Below are 19532 nucleotides of genomic sequence, written 5' to 3'. Positions count from 1 at the left end.
GAGAGCTCATGAGGAGCACCACCGGCTGGCGGGCGAACGGCCCGACGACCGACCTGCACCGGGTCTCGATCCCCCGCCGCGACCTCAGGCGCGACGACGTGGCGGTGCGCGTGGACTTCTGCGGCGTCTGCCACAGCGACCTGCACGCCGTCCGCTCGCTGCCCGAGGACGGGCCGGGGCTCGTGCCCGGCCACGAGTTCACCGGCGTGGTGACCGAGACCGGCCCGGACGTGACCCGCTTCCGCGTCGGCGACCCCGTCGCCGTCGGCAACATCGTCGACTCCTGCGGCGCGTGCCCGATGTGCGAGGCGGGCCAGGAGAACTTCTGCCGCGACTTCCCCACGCTGACCTACGGCGGCACCGACCGCCACGACGGGTCGACGACGCTGGGCGGCTACGCCCGCGAGTACGTGGTCCGCGACCGGTTCACCCACCCCCTGCCCGCCGGGCTGGACCCGGCCGCCGCGGCGCCCCTGCTGTGCGCCGGGATCACGGTGTGGGAGCCGCTGCGCGCGCTCGGCGTGGGGCCGGGCACCCGCGTCGCGGTGAGCGGCCTCGGCGGGCTGGGCCACCTCGCGGTCAAGTTCGCCGCGGCGCTGGGCGCCGAGGTGGCGGTGATCAGCCGGTCGGCGGACCGCACGGCCGAGGCTGCCCGGCTCGGCGCCCACGACCTCGTCGTCTCCTCCGACCCCGGCCGGATGGCCGCGGCCCGCGACCGGTTCGACGTCGTGATCGACACCATCCCCGTCCCCCACGACGTCAAGCCCTACCTGGGACTGCTCGCCCTGGACGGCACCCTCAGCCACCTGGGCAACCTCGGCCCCGTCACCGTGGAGGCGCTCGACCTGCTCATCGGCCGCAAGAAGCTCAGCTCGGCGGGCAGCGGCGGCCTGCCCGCCACCGCCGAGATGCTCGACTTCTGCGCGGCCCGCGGCATCACCGCCGACGTCGAGGTGCTCCCGTCCGCGCGGGTGGCCGACGCCCTCGACCGCCTCGACCGCAACGACGTCCGCTACCGCTTCGTCCTCGACCTGTCCGACCTGTCCTGAGCGGAGCGCTCAGGCGGCCGGCCGCGGTCGCGCAGCTCCGGGAGCCGCTCGAAGCCCGCCGACCGGTAGGTGGCGACGGCGCCTGCGTTGGCGCTCGGGGTGCAGACGACCGCGCTCGACGACCCCAGTTCGCGCAGCGCCGCCGCCGCGGCGACGGTGATCGCGCGGCCGTGACCGCGGCCCCGGTGGTCGCGGTGCACGCCCATCGGCTCCAGCAGGCCCGGCCTGCCGGGACCGGCCGACCACACCGTCACCGCGGCCACCGCGTCGCCCCGCTCGTCGAGGGCGATCAGGCACCGGGCGTCGGCGTAGAGCGGCCCGGCCGCCATCGCGCGCCAGCTCGCGTCGGTGAACGTCGACCCGTCGAACGACGCCCGCTGCACGGCGGTCCGCTCGGCCACCCGCTCCGGCCCGACCACCTCGATCCGCACGCCGGGGTCCTCCACCGGCTCCGCGAGGTCCCGGCGCAGCGGCGTCCACGGCTCGGCGGCCGTCCAGCCCTCCAGGGCCAGCAGGTCCCGGACCAGGGCGTTCCTCGGCGCTTCGACGGCCTCGGGCACACCGCACCCCTGGCCGGTCAGGTCCTCGGCCAGCCGCCGCGCCAGCTCCTCGTCCCGCTGGACGTCGGGTGCGGTCGTCAGCCGCACCAGCCCCGGCCCGTCGAGCAGCCCGACGGCGACGACCCGCCCGTCGCGGCTCCAGGTCCGGACCGCCGCGGCCGTCGCCCCCGGGCCGAACCGCCAGAACCAGCCCAGGTCCCCAGGGTGCAGCTGCACCGGCGTCCCCTCGTGCTGCCACTCCCGCAGCGCGTCCACGACCGCGCCCAGCCCGTCGACCCCCGGCTCACCCACCACGATCGCCACGCCCGCGATCACACACCACCGCCCCGACGGTCCGCACGCGGTTTTCCGGCGGCCTCACCTCACCGCGGCGGTGGACGCGTGGGCCCCGGAGGCGGTCCCGCGGACCGCGTACCCGGCTTCCGCGCACCCGACCGCCCCGTGCCCCGCCGTCACTTCCGCACCAGCAGGTAGGCCTGCGGCGTCTTCTCCGAGGCCTCCGGCTCGCGCACCAGGCGGGCGTTCAGGGTGAACCCCGCCTCCACCAGCAGCTCCTCGACCACCGCGGGCGGGAGCCGGTGGGCGTTCAGGTCGACGTCGTGGCCGTAGCCGCGGGTGACGTGCACGGTCTCGTCGCCGACCTGGAACGCGAGCAGGAGGTGACCGCCGGGCGCGAGGACGCGGTGGAACTCGGCGAACACCGCGGGCAGCAGGTCCCTCGGCACGTGGATGATCGAGTACCACGCCACGAGCCCGCCCAGGCCGTCGGCGGGCAGGTCCAGCTCCAGCATCGAGCCGACCTCGAACCGCAGGTGCGGGTACGCCCGCCGGGCCACCTCGACCATCCCCGGCGACAGGTCCACGCCGAACGCGTCCAGGCCGAGGCCGTGCAGGTGCTCGGTGACCCGGCCGGGACCGCAGCCGATGTCGCCCACCGGACCGCCGGTGACGTGCTCGGCGAACACGCCGAGCATCGCGCGGTCCACCGGGCCGCGCTCCGCCAGGTCGCCGACCAGCTCGGCGTAGTCGACGGCGACGGTGTCGTAGGAGGTCCTGGTGTCGCGGAGGAAGTCCGGTTCGGTCACGGGCCAGCACCCTAGGCCACCGCCGGATGGACCAGGATCACGGTCATGGCACCCGCGATCGACCCGGTGGAGCTGACCGTCGGCGGCCTCCTGCTGCGACCGCCCGACGCGCGCGAGGCCGCCGACGCGCTGGCGATGGCCCGCGACCCGGAGACGGCCCGCTGGAACCCCGTGTCCTCGGTGGTGGACCTGGCGAGCGCGCGGGAGTGGTGCGAGCGGCTCGCGGACTGGTCGAGCGGCGACCACGCGACGTTCTCGGTGCTCGACGCGGGCACCGGGCGGCTGCTGGGCAACGTGTCGCTGCACGAGCTCGACCTCGGCAGGTCGAGCGGGGAGATGGGCTACCGGGTCGCGCCGTGGGCCCGTGGGCGCGGCGTCGCGACGGCGTCGGTGCGGGTGGTGACGGACTGGGCGTTCGCGGCGCTGGGGCTGCGCCGGGTGCAGCTGTTCCACGCGGTCGCGAACGGGGCGTCGTGCCGGGTGGCGGTGAAGGCGGGCTACCCGACCGAGGGAACGCTGCGGTCGGGATCGGTGTACGGGGACGGCCTGCGCCACGACGAGCACCTGCACGCGCGGGTGGCGGAGGAGCCCGGCCGGGGCGAGTGCTGACGGCGTTATGCCCACGCTGTGGAAAAACCGGGGTTCAGAGCGGGCACCCCGGACCATAATCGGGGGTATGGGAAAGATCTACGACCGGATCGACGGCAGGCTGCGGGAGTTCATCGAGGCGCAGCCGGTCTTCTTCACCGGCACCGCTCCGCTGACCGGCGACGGGTTCGTCAACGTCTCCCCCAAGGGCAGGTCGGGGTCGCTGCGGGTGCTCGACGAGCAGACGGTGGCCTACCTGGACTTCGGCGGCAGCCACGCCGAGACCATCGCCCACCTGCGGGAGAACGGTCGGATCACGCTCATGTGGTGCGCGTTCACCGGGCCGCCGAACATCGTGCGGGTGCACGGCACGGGGGTGCCGGTCTTCCGCGACGACCCGCGCTTCGCCGAACTGGTCGCCGGGTTCGGCGACGCGGACGCGCCGGGGCTGCGGGCGGTCGTCGTGGTGACCGCGCGGCAGATCAGCGACACGTGCGGGTTCGCGGTGCCGTTCATGGACTACCGCGAGGAGCGGACGCTGCACGCGGAGTACTTCGGCCGCAAGTCCGACGAGGAGTTCCGCGCCTACTGCGAGGGCAAGGACTTCAACGGCGTGAGCATGGACGGGCTGCCCGCCCTGCCGCTGCCCGTACCGCCGAGGGCCCCGTGATGACGATCCGCGACCTGGACAGCGCCCGCCGCGCCGAGCACAACGGCGTGCCCATGGCGTTCGTGTTCTTCTGGGGGCCGAAGTCGGCGGGCGACCTGGGCTCGGAGTGCCTGAGCCAGTGGTTCGAGTCGCCGTTCGACGTCGAGGGCACGACGTACGCGACCGCCGAGCACTTCATGATGGCGGGCAAGGCGCGGCTGTTCGGCGACGAGCAGGCCGCCGAGCGCGTGATGACCGCGCGCACGCCCGCCGAGGCGAAGAACATCGGCAGGCAGGTGCGCGGGTTCGACAGCGCCGTGTGGGACGCCCACCGGGTGGGGATCGTGGTGGCGGGGAACGTCGCGAAGTTCGGCGCGGACCCGGCGCTGCGGGACTTCCTGCTGCGCACGGGCGAGCGCGTGCTGGTCGAGGCCAGTCCGCTGGACCGGATCTGGGGCATCGGGCTGCGCGACGACGACGAGCGCGCGCTGACCCCGTCCACGTGGCGCGGCCTGAACCTGCTGGGGTTCGCGTTGATGACGGCGCGCGACGAACTCAGGGCCGCGCGCTAGACCGGTCGGGTTCATCCGTTCGTCCCACCGGACCTCACCCGGTCGGCCGCGTCCGGTTCCGACGGCGGCACGAGGGGGCCCGCGTCCCCTGAACGCGTGTCTCAGCGGGGTGAATCCGGAGATCTCCGGCCCGCTGGGGGTGGTGGACCGCGTCCGCCCAGTGGATCATCACGTTTGGGCCCCACGGTGACCAGGCTGTATCTACGCTTGTGGGACAGCCCGCGGGTGGTGAGGACGTGGTTGCGGCGGAAGGGGACCCCGATGACGGCCGTGGTCACCGCACCGACCTCGCGCCGGGTCACGGGGTTGGTGAAGAGCACACCGGGGCGGCTGAGCCTGATCGCCCTGCTGCTGGTCGCGGTCACCGTCGTCGTGGGCGCCCTCACCGCGTGGAGCGTGCAGACCCGCTCGGCCGCGCTGGAGGAGCTCGCGAACCGCAGCGAGCCGCTGAGCTTCGCCGCTCAGGAGGTCTACCGGTCGATGGCCGACGCCGACGCCACGGCGGCGTCGGCGTTCCTCTCGGGCGGCGTCGAGTCGCCCGCCCTGCGGTCCCGCTACGAGGCGGACATCGCGAAGGCCGCCGCGGCGCTGTCGACCGCGACCGGTGAGACGTCCCGCTCCCCCGAGGTCGGCACCGCGCTGTCGACCCTGGCGGGCCAGCTCCCGGTGTACACCGGGCTGGTCGAGACCGCGCGCACGCACAACCGGCAGGGCAACCCCGTCGGCGCCGCCTACCTGCGCGAGGCGTCCAGCCTGATGCGCGCCCAGCTGCTGCCCGCCGCGCAGGGCCTCTACCGCGCCGAGACGGCGAACGTGGTCCGCGACCAGGACAGCGCGGGCGGCGGCCCGTGGTCGGAGCTGCTGCTCGGCCTCGTCGCGCTCGCCTCGCTCGGCTTCGCCCAGTGGTACGTCACCCGCCGCTCCAACCGGGTGTTCAACGTCGGTCTGGTGGTCGCGACCGGGCTGGTGCTGGTGTCGCTGCTGTGGGTGAGCATCGCGAGCGCGGTCGTCGCGACCACCGTGTCCGACAGCCGGGAGAACGGGTCGGCCCAGGTCGACGTGCTGGCACGGGCCCGCATCGCCACGCTGACCGCGCGCGGCGACGAGACGCTGACGCTGGTGGCGCGCGGCAGCGGCGCGGCCTACGAGAAGCGCTACGGCGAGGTCTCGGGCGAGCTGGGCGAGCTGCTCGCCCGAGGCAGGTCGCTGGCCACCGCGCCCGCGGTGCGCGACGCGGTCACGTCCGCGGAGAAGAACTTCCAGGCCTGGCAGGAGGCCCACCGCCGGATCAGGGAGGCCGACGACAGCGGCGACTACACCACGGCGCTGGGCGCGGCGATCGGTCCCGACCAGGGCGGCGCGGCGGTGGCGTTCGACAACCTCGACCGCGACCTGGTCACCGCGATCACGCAGGCCCGCACCGCGTTCACCGGGTCGGTCGCCACCGCGCGGGGTGCGCTGACCGGCACGGTCGCCGTGGTGGCGCTGCTCGCGCTGGGCGCGGCGGCGGCGTCGGTGATGGGCGTGTGGCAGCGCCTGAAGGAGTACCGATGAGACGACTGGTGGTCCTGCTGCTGCTCCTGCTGTCGGCCGCGTGCGCGCCGGTGCCCAGTTCCGCGCCGGACATCACGGTCGGGTCGGCGGGCGCCCCCACGCCGGGGGACGCGGCCGAGGTCGGCGGGCCGCCGAGCAGCGCCGCGGCGGTGCCCCCGTGCGACGCGACGGCGAGCCTGCGGCCCTCCGGTCCGCTGCCGCAGCCGGGGGCGATGCCGCCGGGCTCGACGATGGAGAGGATCGCGGCGCGGGGCAGGCTCATCGCGGGCGTGGACCAGAACACCTACCTGATGGGGTTCCGCAACCCCGAGTCCGGCGCGATCGAGGGGTTCGACGTCGACATGGCCCGCGAGGTCGCGAAGGCGGTCTTCGGGGACCCGAACCGGATCCAGTTCAAGGTGCTGACCTCCGACCAGCGCATCCCGGCGCTGGAGCAGGGCGAGGTCGACGTCGTGGTGCGCACGATGACGATCAACTGCGAGCGGGCCCAGAAGGTCGCGTTCTCCAGCGTCTACTACCAGGCCGGGCAGCGGGTGCTGGCCGCGCGCGGGTCCGGCATCACCGGTCCGGACTCGCTCGGCGGCCGGAAGGTGTGCGCCACGAAGGGGTCCAGCTCGCTGGCGAACGTCGCGAACATCGCCTCGAAGCCGGTCGTGGTGGCCGTGGCGAACTGGACGGACTGCCTGGTGATGCTCCAGCAGGGGCAGGTGGACGCGGTGTCCACCGACGACACGATCCTCGCCGGGCTGGCCGCGCAGGACCCGTACACGGAGATGGTCGGCCCGCAGTTCACCCAGGAGCCGTACGGGATGGGCATCCCCAAGGCGAACGAGGACTTCGTCCGGTTCGTCAACGGGGTCCTGGAGCGCATCCGCTCCGACGGCACGTGGGCGGGGATCCACCAGCGGTGGCTGGGCGCGCTGGACCGCGGCGCCGCGCCACCCGCGGCGAAGTACCGGGACTGAGCGGCCGTGGACCGCGACGAGGTGGACGAGGTGCTGGCGCGGCGGGTCGCGGAGAGCGACCGGATCGCGCAGTCGCTGCTGGCCATGGACGACCACCCCGGTCACGCGCTGCTCGTCGGCGCCGAGCGCGAGGCCGTGGCGGGCCTGTGGGCGCAGTTCGACGCCTACCGGCGGCTGCTGGACGAGGTGCGGGAGGTGCGCGCCCGCACCGAGAGGCCGTCGCCCGCCGACCTGGCCGAGCTGACCGAACTGCTGACCGGGCGGGCCGTCGAGCTGGACAGCCGCTCGGTGCCGCTGTCGCGGCGCGGTCTGACCGGGCCCGCGGTCATCGCGGAGCGGGTCGCGCTGGACGACCTGGTCACGCGGATGCGGGAGGGGTACGCGCACGTCGTCGACCTCCTGGCGCGGGCCGTGGACCGGCGGACCGCGACCGAGGACGACCAGCGGGAACTGGTGCGGGTGCGGGAGCAGGCGCACCGGCTGCGGGCGCTGGTCGCGGAGAAGATCGCCGTCGGCGCCCTGCCCGAGGTGCCGGACGCGCTGCCGGAGTGCCGCGCGCTGGTGGCGAACCTGACCGGGCTGCTGGACCGCCGCACCGAGCTGCGCGGACGGCTGGAGGCCTACCGGGCGAAGGCGACCCGCCTGGGGCACGCCGAGGACGCGGCCCTGGCCGCGGTGCACCGCGCGGCGCACGACGTCCTGTTCACCGCACCGTGCGACCTGCCGGAGGCGACCCGCGCGGTCGGCCGCTACCAGCAGGCCGTGCTCGACCTGGCGGAGGCGAGATGAGCGCGTGTCGACGATCGGGGTGCGGGGGGACCATCGACCCCGACGGGTTCTGCGACCACTGCGGGCTGGAGGCGCCGTCGGTGCTGCCCGCGAGCGGGGGCGCGTTCACCACGACGCGGCCCGCCGAGGCCACGGCCGACTCCGGGACCACGGGCACGCGGGGCTCGGAGCCGCCGAGCGCACGGGGACCAGGCACGCGGTCGCAGAGCACCCAGGGGCAGAGCACCCAGGGGCAGAGCACGGGCGCGTTCACCGGCCCGTCGACCGGACCGGGCACGGCGCCGTGGACGAGCACCGTGAGCCCGTCCGGCCGCAGCCGCCGCGCGTCCACCCGGTCCACGGCCCGCGGCAGGCTCGGCGCCGGGCTGGTGGAGGTGCCGCGCGTGCCCTACCGCGACCCGAAGTCCGCGGTGCTGGCGAACCCCGAGGTGCCGGAGGCGAAGCGGTTCTGCAGCGCGTGCGGCAAGGAGGTCGGGCGCAGCCGCGAGGGCAGGCCGGGCCGCGTGGAGGGGTTCTGCCCGCAGTGCGGCCACCACTACTCCTACACGCCGAAGCTGGAGCCGGGCGAGGTCCTGCACGGCCAGTACGAGGTGCTGGGCTGCCTGGCCCACGGCGGCCTCGGCTGGATCTACCTGGCACTGGACCACGCGGTCAGCGACCGGTGGGTGGTGCTCAAGGGCCTGCTCGACTCCGGTGACGCGGACGCGATGGCCGCGGCGATGGCCGAACGCCGGTTCCTCGCCGAGGTCGAGCACCCGAACATCGTGAAGATCCACAACTTCGTGCAGCACGCGGACCGCACGACCGGCGACCTCGTCGACTACATCGTCATGGAGTACGTCGGCGGCCAGTCGGTCAAGGACATGATCAAGGAGCTGCGCGGCCGGGGCGGCGGCACGGAGTCGCTGCCGCTCGCGCAGGCCATCGCCTACGCGCTGGAGGTCCTGCCCGCGCTGGGCTACCTGCACGGCGTCGGCCTGCTGTACTGCGACTTCAAGCCGGACAACGTGATCCAGACCGAGGAGCAGCTCAAGCTGATCGACCTGGGCGCGGTGCGGCGCATCGGCGACAACCGCAGCGCCATCTACGGCACGATCGGCTACCAGGCGCCGGAGATCGGCACGATCGGCCCGTCGGTGGCCTCCGACCTGTACACCGTGGGCCGCGCGCTCGCCGTCATGAGCTTCTCGTTCGACTTCCGCCGCAAGTACCGGGCCAGTCTGCCCAGCCCGGCGGTGGAGCCGCTGCTGGCGCGGTTCGAGTCCTACCGGCGGTTCCTGCACCGGGCGACCGACCCCAACCCGGAGCTGCGGTTCACCTCGGCCGAGGAGATGGCCGAGCAGCTCACCGGCGTGCTGCGCGAGGTGCTGGCCGCCGAGGACGGCAACCCGCGCCCCGGCCTGTCGCGCCAGTTCACGCCGGAACGGCGGTGCTTCGGTGCCGAGCGCGACCCGGACCTGCCGACCGCCGCGGCGGCGCTGCCGGTCCCCCAGGTCGACGCCACCGACCCGGCCGCCGGGTTCCTCGCCACCGCCACGACCGGTGAGGCCGCCGAGCGGATCGCCGCGCTGCGCGCCGCCCCCGTGACGACCGCCGAGGTGCGGCTGCAACTGGTGCGCGCCCTGATCGACTCCGGCCAGTCGGAGGAGGCGACCCGCGAGCTGTACGGGCTGACGGCGACCTCGATGTTCGACCCGGACGACCCGTCCCTGGTGGACTCCGACGACTGGCGGCCCATCTGGTACCGCGGGCTCGCGGCACTGGTGGAGGGCAGCCCGACCGACGCGCGGGCGGCGTTCGAGACCGTCTACGACGTGCTGCCCGGCGAGGCCGCGCCGAAGCTCGGCATCGCGCTGTGCGCCGAGGCGACCGGCAACCTCGACGAGGCCGCGCACTACTACGAGCTGGTGTGGCGCACGGACCGCTCCTCGGTGTCGGCCGCGTTCGGCCTGGCCCGCGTGCTGCTGGCGGCGGGGACGCCCGACCGGGCCGTGGCGGTGCTGCACACCGTTCCGGAGACCTCCAGCCACCACGTGGCCGCGCAGGTGTCCGCGATCCGGGCGCAGACCGACAAGGCGCACCACCGGGCGGGTGGCGACCCGGCGATCGCGTCGATCTCGGGGGCGGCGGAGCGGTTGGCCGCGCTGGAGCTGGACGTGGCCCGCAGGGCGAGGCTGAGCGTCGAGGTGCTCCAGGCGGCGTTCGACTGGCTCGCGAGCGGTGGTGGCGGAACGTCGGTCAACGGGCACGGGGAGCTGCTGGGGTGCGAACTGACGGACCGGGGCCTGAGGCTTGGTTTGGAGCGCCACTACCGGACCCTCGCGCGGCTCGCCGACACGCCAGAGGAGCGCTTCGCCCTCGTGGACCGGGCCAACGCCGTGCGACCGCGGACACTGGTGTGACCATGACCAACTGCCCCGAGTGCGACGCGCCCGTCGGCGCCCAGGACCGGTTCTGCGAGGAGTGCGGCCGCAACCTGCTGGTGCGCACGACCCCCGTCGGCGGCCCGGACGGGTCCGCGGCCGCGCAGTGCGCGTGCGGCAGCGAGGACATCGACTCCGACGGCTTCTGCGAGCTGTGCGGCCGGTCCCAGCCGACCGGGCGGGACCGGATGGAGTTCGTGCTGCCCACGCTCGCCGGGATCAGCGACCGGGGCAGGCGCCGGGCGCGCAACGAGGACTCGATGGCGTTCGGCCAGGTCCACGCGCGCGGGGTCGCGGCGATCGTGTGCGACGGGGTCGCGTCCTCCGAGCGGTCCGACGAGGCGTCGCAGGCCGCCGTGGACGCGGCGAACGCCGTCCTGGTCGACGCGCTGGTCGAGGGTTCCGACCCGGAGCGGGCGACCGTGCTGGCGGTGGCGTCGGCCAACCGCGCGGCAGGCGAGCTGGCCCGTCCGGAGGCGCCGGACGTGGCGCCGTCGTGCACCTACGTGTCGGCGATGCGGACCGAGAGCGGCGTGGTGGTGGGCTGGGTCGGCGACAGCCGCGCGTACTGGCTGGCCGACGACGGCGCGAAGACCCCGTCGCGGCGGCTCACCAAGGACGACACGTGGGCGGCGCAGCTCGTCGCCGACGGGGTGCTCACCGAGGCCGAGGCGGTCAACGACCGCCGCTCGCACGTGCTGTCGCGCTGGCTGGGCGGCGACTCCGGGCAGGTCAGCCCGCACGTGGTGACGCTCGTCCCTGAGGAGACGGGGATCGTGCTGCTGTGCAGCGACGGCCTGTGGAACTACCTTCCGGAGGTGGAGGACCTCGACGCGGTCCGCCCCCGCGGCGCGGCCCCGCTGGAGGTCGCGCGGCACCTGGTCGACACCGCCCTGGAGGCGGGTGGGCACGACAACATCACCGTGGTCGTCATCGAGGTGGGGGGTGCGGATGACCGCTGAGTTCGCCGTGGAGGTCTTCCAGAACGAGTACCTGCCGGAGGGCGCGCGCGAGGTCGACGCGATCGTCACGGTGTCGGCGAGCGGCGGCTCCTCGGCCCCGGTCTCGTCCACCGACGTCGCCCAGGTGATCATCGTCGACTGCTCGGGGTCGATGCGCTACCCGCCCGCGAAGCTCAACGCCGCCAAGCACGCGACCGTCACCGCGATCGACGCGCTGCGCGACGGCGTGTCGTTCGCCGTCGTCGAGGGCACCGACACCGCCCGCATGGTCTACCCGCGCGAGGAGGGCCTCGCGGTCGTCAACGACCGCACGCGGCTGGAGGCCAAGCGGCTCGTGCGCGGCCTCACCGCCGACGGGGGCACCGCCATGGGCCGGTGGCTCACGCTCGCCGACCGGGTCCTGGCCCGGCACCGCGGCGGTCTCAAGCACGCGATCCTGCTGACCGACGGCCAGAACCAGCACGAGACGCCCGCCCAGCTCTCCCGCACGCTCGCGTCCGTCAGCGGCCGCTTCACCTGCGACTGCCGGGGCGTCGGCACGGACTGGCAGGTCGAGGAGCTGCGCAAGGTCGCCGAGGCGATGCTCGGCTCCGTCGACATCGTCGCCGACCCGCAGGGGCTGGCCGACGACTTCCGCGCCATGACCGCGACCGCGATGGGCAAGGCCGTCGGCGGGGTGTCGCTGCGGCTGTGGACGCCGGAGGGCGCGACGGTCGCGTTCGTGAAGCAGGTGTCCCCCACCGTCCTGGACCTGACCGACCGGCGCACCGAGTCAGGGCCGCGCACCGGCGACTACCCGATCGGCGCGTGGGGCTCGGAGAGCCGCGACTACCACGTGTGCGTGCGGGTGAAGGCCGCCGGCGTGGGCGACCGGATGCTCGCGGGCCGGGTCAGCCTGCTCACCTCGACCGGCGACGTCCTCGGGCAGGGCAGGGTGCTGGCGGTGTGGACCGACGACAGCGCCCTGTCCACGCGCATCAACCGCGAGGTCGCCCACTACACCGGGCAGGCCGAGCTGGCGGAGGCCATCCAGGACGGCCTGGAGGCCCGCAAGTCCGGCGACGTCGAGACGGCGACCGCGAAGCTCGGGCGCGCGGTCGCGCTCGCGACCTCGTCCGGCAACACCGACACCGCGAAGCTGCTGGCCAAGGTCGTCGACGTGGTCGACCCGGTCACCGGGACGGTCAAGCTGCGGCCCAAGGTCGAGGACGCCGACGAGATGACCCTCGACACGCGGTCGACCGTGACCAAGCGGGTCGGGAGACCCTGATGCCGACCTGCTCCTCGGGCCACGACAGCGCCACCGACGACTACTGCGACGTCTGCGGCACACCGCTGGCGGCCCCGGACGAGCCCGCCCCGCCACGGGTGTGCGGCTCGTGCGGCACACCGCAGGTCGGCCGGTTCTGCGAGGAGTGCGGCCACGACTCGCTCGACACGGCCACCGCGGCCCCGGCACCGCCGACACCCGCGGCGTGGCACGCCGTCGTCACGGCCGACCGCGACTACTTCGAGCGGGTCGTCGCCGCGGGCGGCCCGGACTCCGCCGCGATGGAGTTCCCGCTCTACTGCCCGGAACGCCGCTTCGTGCTGCACGACGACCGGATCAGCATCGGCCGCCGCAGCCGCTCGCGCGGCATCTTCCCCGACATCGACCTGATCGGGCCGCCGGAGGACCCCGGTGTCTCCGCGAGCCACGCGATGCTCGTGCGGACCGCGGGCGCGTGGGCGGTGGTCGACCTGGACTCCACCAACGGCACCACGGTCAACGGCGCCACGAACCCGCTGCCCCCGAACGCCCCGCGTCCGCTGTCCGACGGCGACCGCGTGCACCTGGGCGCGTGGACCACGCTGACCATCCGCCTGGCGTGACTCGGTCGAACCCCGATCGCGCCGTCGTCTCCATGAGGAGCGCGAACAATCGGGGTCCGGCCGGGGAAAGGGTTGGGAAGGGCGGAGAGGGCTGGTCGGTCACGGGGATGGATGGGTGTGGGCCGGGGGCCGGTCGGGTCCAGGTCGGTCGGGTCCCAGGACCGCGAAGGACCCGCGTCTGGTACGCCGACAACCAGGTCGAACTGGTCGGCCAAGGCTTCATGGCACCAGAGCGCACTGGACGGACTGGCGGCCCTGCTCAGGTGGGCGTGCAGGTCAACCGTGGTGTCGCTGCCCCGCCGGTGGCCTGGAACCCGAACGTGGTGGAGCCGCCCGCACCGATCGAGCCGTTCCACCCGGCGTCGGTGGCGACCACGCCGGCCGCGTCCTGGTTGAGGGCGGCGTTCCAGGAGTTGCCGACCTGCTGACCGGCAGGCCACGTCCAGTTGACCCGCCACCCGGTCAGCGCCGTGGCGCGGTTGTTGGTGACGGTCACCGTCGCGACGTGTCCCGTGCCCCAGTCACCGTTGACCTGGAGGCGGGCCGAGCACCCGGCGGGCGGCAGGACCAGCAGGGTGATCGAGTTCGCCGGGTACGTCGCCTCGACCCGGTCGTCGCCGACCTGGAGATCGGCTCCGCGCACGATGGCGCCCAGGTTCGCCGGGCCGTAGGTGAACCGCTGTGCCGCACCAGCGCTGTCGAACCCGGACAGGGACAACGGCGAGGTCAGGTCGTCCGCGGTCTTGTTGACGACCACGACGGTCAGCGCCTTGTCGGAGGTGCGCTCCGCGGCGTACACCGCCAGCCGGTCCTGGTCGGCGGAGTTCGCCGACACGCTGACGTCGCCGAACCGGCCGCCGGCACCGTCGTAGTTGCGGTACATCCGGAACGCGTACGCGCCGGGATCGCTCGGCTTGGGCTCGCCCCACATCGTGGCGAGGTCCAGGCCCTCACGGCCGAAGACGCCCAGGACGTCGGCCTGCGCGAGTGCGCCGTTGATGTCGTCCAGCGCGCCCCAGTTGTACTCCGTGATCGCGGTCTTGGTGCCGGGGTAGTACTGGGCGATCCACGACTTCATCGTGCGGATGAACTGCAACGGCGGCGCGTTGACCCCACCGGGGCCGATCCACGACTCCTCGACGTACGTCGGGTCCCACAGCGACCGGACGGACCGCAGCCGCCAGGCGTTGGTCGCGGGATCCTTGCCACTGCTGATCTGCGGGTAGAAGTGCTGGTCGAAGTAGTCCAGGTAGCGCCTGCCGCCGTGGGCGTCGCCGTAGTCCTTCATGTTCTTCAGGTACCACTGCGACAGGTTGAGGCCGCCGTGCGCGGCCGAGTCGGCACCCGGCCCGCAGCCGTCCACCCCGGACGCGACCCACTCGCAGTACCCCCACCCGGACGGGCCCAGCACGGCCGCGCTCGGGTCGGCGGCCTTGATCGCCGCGGCGGTCGCCGTGCCCTTGCCGCCCAGCTCGTCGTAGCCGACCAGTTCGGGATGCACATCGCGGTGCGTGTGGGCCCACAGCACCGGCTCGTTGTCGAGTTCGTAGATCGGCACACCACCCCGTGCCGCCGTGCCGAACCTGTCCACCAGGTGAGCCACCATCTCGCCCGCGAACGCCGCGTCCGCCCTGACCGAGGTGTCCTCGGGCACGCCGATGAGGTTCTTCCCGTCCTGCTGACCGTTGCCGCAGTTGGGATCCCACGTGTCGAACCCGTCCTGCACCGGGAACCGGGTCGCCGGAAAGCCGCACGCGAACGGGTGCGAGGAGGGCGAGTCCTTGGCCACCCAGCCGACCATGGGCACGGTGACGACCGGCTTGATCCCGCGGCCGAGGTTTGAGCCGACCACTCCTTCGAGGGAGCGCTCCTCGGCGGCGACGATGTTCTCGAAGAACCAGTCGCTGCCGGTGTTGTAGGTGCGGTTCTTGAAGTTGTACCGGCTGCTCGCGTTGCCTCCCCACCGCGCCACCGACTGGCCGATCTCGGCGCTGAACGCCGGGTCACCGCCGTTCAGCCCGTAGATGTCCGGGCTGATCGCGTGCCGGGCGGCCGAGAAGTCCACCGACAGCGCGGGTCCGTCGGTCACCGCCGCGGCGCCCGCGGCCGGTTGGCCCGTGAACACGGCCGCCACGAGGGAGGCCGCCGTGGCGCCTGCCGCGACCGACCGCGCCTTCCGCTGTCGCCGACTGCCCATCACAGACGCCCCCGCCCGAGTCAGTGCCTCACCAGTTGTCCACGACGCTCGCGCCGGACGGGGGCACGAGTCAAGTGCGCCGGGTGGATTCGACGGGCGTTCGAGTGGATTCGACGGGTGTTCGAGTCGCAGCGGGAGACTCGGAGGAGCCCGTCGCCCTCGCGGCGCAGCGCCGCGAGGGCGGCCTCGATCCCGCAGGTCGGCGGGAACACCACCTCGACCCGGTTGCCCGCGGCCCAGTCCGGTGAAGGTGGATCGCCTGGTCGTCGCCGGTGGTCCGCGCCAGTTTCCGGCCGTCCCCCACCGACGACGGCCGGACGAGCACCTACGGCAGCACCACCGCGTCCAACGCCTTGAAGATCCGCTTGTCCGACACCGAGTACCGGGTGCCGATGGTCTGCGCGAAGTAGCTCAACCGCAGCTCCTCGATCATCCACCGCACCTCGTCCAGCGCCTCGTTCGGCTCGTCGGCGGGCACCTGCGCCCGCAGCTCGCGGTACTCCTGGTGCACCTGGTGGACGCGGTCCATCCACTCCTGGTCGCGCGCCGCGTTCTCGACCAGCTTCTCCAGCCGCCGTTCGATCCCGCGCAGGTAGCGGACCACGTCCGGCAGCCGCGCAGCGCCGACCCGCGTGACGAACCCCTTGTGCACCAGGCCCGCGAGCTGCGCCTTCACGTCCGCCACCGACGGACCGAACACCGGGGCCTTGATGCCGGACAGCCGCAGCTCGACGTCGTGCGCGGCGACCAGCACCTTGCGCACGTCGCCGACGACGGCGAACACGGCCGCGTTGAGGTTGGTGCGGACGTGCTTGAGCAGCCGTTCGTACCCGGCCTCCGTCCACGCGGGACCGCCCGCCTCGGCCATCAGCCGGTCGACGGCCGCGGAGATGCAGTCCGCGAGCAGCGCGGCGACACCGCCGTGCGGGTTGCGGGTCAGCGCGAGCTTCGCCGCGTTGTCGAGGGTCCGCTGGAGCACCTTCACCGGCGACGGCACGGCGAGCAGCAGCAGCCGCCGGGTGCCGCGCCACATCGCGAACGCCTGCCGGCCGGGGGTGTCGACCACCCGGATCGCCACGGTCTCGCCCTCGTCCACCAGCGTCGGGTACGCCGTCACCACGATCCCGGACTGGCTCTGCTCCATCGTCCTGGGCAGCTTGCCGAAGCTCCACGACGTCAGCCCGGACTTCTCCACGTCCACCGCGGCGGCGGTCAGCGTGGCCCGGACCTCCTTCACGAGCTGCTTCTTCAGCACCCCCAGGTCCTTGCCCAGCGCCAGCTCGCGGTTGTTCTCGTCCACGACCCGGTAGGTGAGCTTCAGGTGGTCCGGCACCTGGTCGAGCTGCCACGCCTCGCGCGGCACGACCACACCGGTCAGTGCGCGCAGCTCCCGTTCCAGCGCGGGCAGCAGCGGATCGTCGGTGGAGATCCGCTCCAGCACCGCCTTCGCCACGTCCGGCACCGGCACGAAGTTCCGCCGGACCGGCTTGGGCAGCGACCGGATCAGCGCGATCACCAGGTCGAGCCGCAGGCCGGGGATCTGCCACGAGAACGCCTCGTCGCCCAGGGTCGTCAGCGCGGGCAGCGGGAGCTGCACCGTCACGCCGTCCGTGCCCGCGCCCGGTTCGAAGTGGTAGGACAGCGGCAGCGACAGCCCGTTCTGCTGCCAGGAGTCCGGGTAGGCCTGCTCGCTGACCTCCGCGCGCTCGTTGATCAGCATCGACTTGGTGAACGTCAGCAGGTCCGGCTGCTTCTGCCGGGTCTTCTTCCACCACGTGTCGAAGTGCCGCACCGACACGACCTCGGCCCCGACGCGCTGCTCGTAGAACTCGTAGAGCGTCTCGTCGTCCACCACGATGTCGCGGCGGCGGGCCCGGTTCTCCAGCTCCTCGACCTCGGCGAGCAGCGCGCGGTTGGCGTGGAAGAACCTGTGGTGCGTGGTCCACTCGCCCTGCACGAGGGCGTGGCGGATGAACAGCTCCCGCGACAGCTCCGGGTCGATCCGCCCGTAGTTGACCTTGCGGGCCGCCACGATCGGCACCCCGTAGAGCGTCACCTTCTCCAGTGCCACCACGGAGCCGCGCTTGATCTCCCAGTGCGGTTCGCTGTAGTTGCGCTTCACCAGGTGCGGTGCGAGCTGCTCGGCCCACTCCGGCTCGATCCGCGCCACGATCCGGCCCCACAGCCGCGAGGTCTCCACGAGTTCGGCGACCATCACCCACTGCGGCGGCTTCTTGAACAGCGCCGAGCCGGGGAACACCGCGAACCGCGCGCCGCGGGCGCCCACGTACTCGGTCGAGGCGCGCTTGCCGGGGTCCTTCTTCGGGACGTCCTTCACGCCGATGTGCGACAGCAGACCAGACAGCAGCGAGATGTGCACGCGCTGCGGGTCGGCCACGTCCTCGCCGACGGTGAGCCCCAGCGTCTTGGCCACCTGCCGCAGCTGCGAGTAGATGTCCTGCCACTCCCGCACCCGCAGGTAGTTCAGGAACTCGGTGCGGCACATCCGGCGGAACTGGTTGGAGGACAGCTCCTTCTGCTTGTCCTTGAGGTACGTCCACAGGTTCACGAACGACAGGAAGTCCGAGGTGGGGTCGGCGAACCGCGCGTGCTGCTCGGTGGCCGCCTGCTGCTTGTCCTGCGGACGTTCCCTCGGGTCCTGGATGGACAGCGCCGCCGCGATGATCATGACCTCGCGGACGCACCCGTTGCGGTCGGCCTCGATCACCATCCGGGCCAGCCGCGGGTCGACGGGCAGCTGCGCGAGCTTGCGCCCCAACGGCGTGAGCCGCTTGCGCACGTCCGTCTCGGCCGGGTCGATCGCGCCCAGCTCGTGCAGCAGCTGCACGCCGTCGGCGATGTTGCGCGAGTCAGGCCCGTCGATGAACGGGAACGCGGCGATGTCGCCCAACCCGATCGACGTCATCTGGAGGATGACCGACGCCAGGTTCGTCCGCAGGATCTCCGGATCGGTGAACTCCGGCCGCGACTCGAAGTCGTCCTCGGTGTACAGCCGGATGCAGATGCCCTCGGACACGCGCCCGCAGCGGCCCTTGCGCTGGTTCGCCGACGCCTGCGACACCGGCTCGATCGGCAGCCGCTGCACCTTCAGCCGGTGGCTGTAGCGCGAGATGCGGGCCGTTCCGGGGTCGATGACGTACTTGATGCCCGGCACCGTCAGCGACGTCTCCGCCACGTTCGTCGCCAGCACCACCCGGCTCCCCGAGTGCGCCTGGAAGACCCGGTGCTGCTCGGCGAACGACAGCCGCGCGTACAGCGGCAGGATCTCGGTGTTCCGCAGCTCCAGCTGGGTGAGCGCGTCGGCGGTGTCGCGGATCTCCCGCTCGCCCGACAGGAACACCAGGATGTCGCCCGGCCCCTCGGCCTGGAGTTCCACCACGGCCTCGGCGATGGCCGAGGTCTGGTCGCGGTCCGGGTCGACGAACTCGTCGTCCGGGTCCACGATCGGGCGGTACCGCACCTCCACCGGGTACGTCCGCCCCGACACCTCGATCACCGGCGCGTCGGAGAAGTGCCGGGAGAAGCGCTGCGGGTCGATCGTCGCCGAGGTGATGACGACCTTGAGGTCGGGGCGGCGCGGCAGCAGCTGCTTGAGGTACCCGAGCAGGAAGTCGACGTTCAGGCTGCGCTCGTGGGCCTCGTCGATGATCAGCGTGTCGTAGCGGCTCAGGTCGCGGTCCGACTGGATCTCCGCGAGCAGGATGCCGTCCGTCATCAGCTTGACCAGCGTGTCCTCGCCGGACTGGTCGCTGAACCGCACCTTGTAGCCCACCGCGGACCCCAGCGGTGTCTTCATCTCCTCGGCGACCCGCTCGGCGACCGTCCGCGCCGCGAGCCGCCGGGGCTGCGTGTGCCCGATCTGCCCCCGCACCCCGCGGCCCAGCTCCAGGCAGATCTTCGGCAGCTGGGTCGTCTTGCCCGACCCCGTCTCGCCCGCCACGATCACGACCTGGTGGTCGCGGATCAGCGCGAGGATCTCGTCCTTGTGCTTGCTGACCGGCAGCTCTTCGGGGTAGGAGAGCGTCGGCACGCCCTCGCGCCGCAGCGCGAGCCGCAGCTCGGCGTCGTCGATCTCCCCCGCGATCTCCGCGGCTATGGCGCGCTTGGACAGCGGGTCCTTCACCCTGCGGGCACCATCGAGACGGCGTTGCAGCCTGCGCTGGTCGCGAAGCATCAACTCGGGCAGGCGTTTGTGCAGGTCAGCAAGTGGTGACCCGGCGAGCGGCGTGTCCATACTGCGTCCAGG

The 19532-nt window shown here is 73.1% G+C and carries 15 protein-coding genes; 11 read left to right on the top strand and 4 right to left on the bottom strand.

What is annotated here, in order from left to right; genetic code table 11:
* Positions 1 to 8 precede the first annotated feature (8 nt).
* Complete coding sequence (locus AC156L_RS13635; protein ID WP_330879635.1) at positions 9 to 1049, top strand: NAD(P)-dependent alcohol dehydrogenase; 1041 nt, start codon at positions 9 to 11, stop codon at positions 1047 to 1049.
* Here the strand turns inward: AC156L_RS13635 and AC156L_RS13630 are convergent.
* Positions 1013 to 1912, bottom strand: coding sequence for a GNAT family N-acetyltransferase (locus AC156L_RS13630; RefSeq protein ID WP_330879636.1), 900 nt, complete (start codon positions 1910 to 1912; stop codon positions 1013 to 1015). The genes AC156L_RS13635 and AC156L_RS13630 overlap by 37 nt on opposite strands.
* 149 nt (positions 1913 to 2061) lie before the next feature.
* The gene (locus AC156L_RS13625; protein WP_330879637.1) at positions 2062 to 2694 is read right to left on the bottom strand and encodes a class I SAM-dependent DNA methyltransferase; all 633 of its coding nucleotides are present in this window, start codon (positions 2692 to 2694) and stop codon (positions 2062 to 2064) included.
* 45 nt (positions 2695 to 2739) lie between these two features.
* On the opposite strand from AC156L_RS13625, the gene AC156L_RS13620 reads away from it, so the two are divergent.
* The 10 genes from AC156L_RS13620 (at position 2740) to AC156L_RS13575 (ending at position 13068) form a co-directional block, all read left to right on the top strand.
* Complete coding sequence (locus AC156L_RS13620; protein WP_330879638.1) at positions 2740 to 3303, top strand: GNAT family N-acetyltransferase; 564 nt, start codon at positions 2740 to 2742, stop codon at positions 3301 to 3303.
* A 67-nt stretch (positions 3304 to 3370) separates the two neighbouring features.
* Positions 3371 to 3952 (top strand): pyridoxamine 5'-phosphate oxidase family protein, encoded by a 582-nt coding sequence (locus AC156L_RS13615; RefSeq protein WP_330879639.1) that lies wholly within the window; start codon positions 3371 to 3373, stop codon positions 3950 to 3952.
* Complete coding sequence (locus AC156L_RS13610; protein WP_330879640.1) at positions 3952 to 4503, top strand: riboflavin biosynthesis intermediates N-glycosidase; 552 nt, start codon at positions 3952 to 3954, stop codon at positions 4501 to 4503. The genes AC156L_RS13615 and AC156L_RS13610 overlap by 1 nt, the downstream gene beginning before the upstream one ends.
* 261 nt (positions 4504 to 4764) lie before the next feature.
* The gene (locus AC156L_RS13605) at positions 4765 to 6057 is read left to right on the top strand and encodes a hypothetical protein (protein ID WP_330879641.1); all 1293 of its coding nucleotides are present in this window, start codon (positions 4765 to 4767) and stop codon (positions 6055 to 6057) included.
* The gene (locus AC156L_RS13600; RefSeq protein ID WP_330879642.1) at positions 6054 to 7022 is read left to right on the top strand and encodes a glutamate ABC transporter substrate-binding protein; all 969 of its coding nucleotides are present in this window, start codon (positions 6054 to 6056) and stop codon (positions 7020 to 7022) included. The genes AC156L_RS13605 and AC156L_RS13600 overlap by 4 nt, the downstream gene beginning before the upstream one ends.
* Before the next feature lie 6 nt (positions 7023 to 7028).
* On the top strand, positions 7029 to 7811 hold the full coding sequence (locus AC156L_RS13595; protein ID WP_330879643.1) for a hypothetical protein: 783 nt from the start codon (positions 7029 to 7031) through the stop codon (positions 7809 to 7811).
* Positions 7808 to 10213 (top strand): serine/threonine-protein kinase, encoded by a 2406-nt coding sequence (locus AC156L_RS13590; protein ID WP_330879644.1) that lies wholly within the window; start codon positions 7808 to 7810, stop codon positions 10211 to 10213. Before AC156L_RS13595 ends, AC156L_RS13590 begins: the two co-directional genes overlap by 4 nt.
* 2 nt (positions 10214 to 10215) lie before the next feature.
* A complete protein-coding gene (locus AC156L_RS13585) occupies positions 10216 to 11196 on the top strand; it encodes a PP2C family serine/threonine-protein phosphatase (protein ID WP_330879645.1) in 981 nt (326 codons plus the stop codon).
* Complete coding sequence (locus AC156L_RS13580) at positions 11186 to 12466, top strand: vWA domain-containing protein (RefSeq protein WP_330879646.1); 1281 nt, start codon at positions 11186 to 11188, stop codon at positions 12464 to 12466. The genes AC156L_RS13585 and AC156L_RS13580 overlap by 11 nt, the downstream gene beginning before the upstream one ends.
* Positions 12466 to 13068, top strand: coding sequence for an FHA domain-containing protein (locus tag AC156L_RS13575; protein WP_330879647.1), 603 nt, complete (start codon positions 12466 to 12468; stop codon positions 13066 to 13068). Before AC156L_RS13580 ends, AC156L_RS13575 begins: the two co-directional genes overlap by 1 nt.
* 259 nt (positions 13069 to 13327) lie before the next feature.
* Here the strand turns inward: AC156L_RS13575 and AC156L_RS13570 are convergent, their stop codons facing one another.
* The gene (locus AC156L_RS13570; protein ID WP_330879648.1) at positions 13328 to 15265 is read right to left on the bottom strand and encodes a glycoside hydrolase family 44 protein; all 1938 of its coding nucleotides are present in this window, start codon (positions 15263 to 15265) and stop codon (positions 13328 to 13330) included.
* Between the two features lie 325 nt (positions 15266 to 15590).
* A complete protein-coding gene (hrpA, locus tag AC156L_RS13565) occupies positions 15591 to 19520 on the bottom strand; it encodes an ATP-dependent RNA helicase HrpA (RefSeq protein ID WP_330879649.1) in 3930 nt (1309 codons plus the stop codon).
* Positions 19521 to 19532 lie beyond the last annotated feature (12 nt).

Source organism: Umezawaea sp. (assembly GCF_057122925.1).
This window is presented reverse-complemented; position numbering and strand designations above follow the sequence as displayed.

What these genes read in the sequence shown, in the direction of transcription:
- AC156L_RS13635 (WP_330879635.1), top strand. Translation starts at nt 9, where the DNA reads ATGAGGAGCACCACCGGCTGGCGGGCGAACGGCCCGACGACCGACCTG.
- AC156L_RS13620 (WP_330879638.1), top strand. Translation starts at nt 2,740, where the DNA reads ATGGCACCCGCGATCGACCCGGTGGAGCTGACCGTCGGCGGCCTCCTG.
- AC156L_RS13615 (WP_330879639.1), top strand. Translation starts at nt 3,371, where the DNA reads ATGGGAAAGATCTACGACCGGATCGACGGCAGGCTGCGGGAGTTCATC.
- AC156L_RS13610 (WP_330879640.1), top strand. Translation starts at nt 3,952, where the DNA reads ATGACGATCCGCGACCTGGACAGCGCCCGCCGCGCCGAGCACAACGGC.
- AC156L_RS13605 (WP_330879641.1), top strand. Translation starts at nt 4,765, where the DNA reads ATGACGGCCGTGGTCACCGCACCGACCTCGCGCCGGGTCACGGGGTTG.
- AC156L_RS13600 (WP_330879642.1), top strand. Translation starts at nt 6,054, where the DNA reads ATGAGACGACTGGTGGTCCTGCTGCTGCTCCTGCTGTCGGCCGCGTGC.
- AC156L_RS13590 (WP_330879644.1), top strand. Translation starts at nt 7,808, where the DNA reads ATGAGCGCGTGTCGACGATCGGGGTGCGGGGGGACCATCGACCCCGAC.
- AC156L_RS13585 (WP_330879645.1), top strand. Translation starts at nt 10,216, where the DNA reads ATGACCAACTGCCCCGAGTGCGACGCGCCCGTCGGCGCCCAGGACCGG.
- AC156L_RS13580 (WP_330879646.1), top strand. Translation starts at nt 11,186, where the DNA reads ATGACCGCTGAGTTCGCCGTGGAGGTCTTCCAGAACGAGTACCTGCCG.
- AC156L_RS13575 (WP_330879647.1), top strand. Translation starts at nt 12,466, where the DNA reads ATGCCGACCTGCTCCTCGGGCCACGACAGCGCCACCGACGACTACTGC.
- AC156L_RS13570 (WP_330879648.1), bottom strand. Translation starts at nt 15,265, where the DNA reads ATGGGCAGTCGGCGACAGCGGAAGGCGCGGTCGGTCGCGGCAGGCGCC.
- hrpA (WP_330879649.1), bottom strand. Translation starts at nt 19,520, where the DNA reads ATGGACACGCCGCTCGCCGGGTCACCACTTGCTGACCTGCACAAACGC.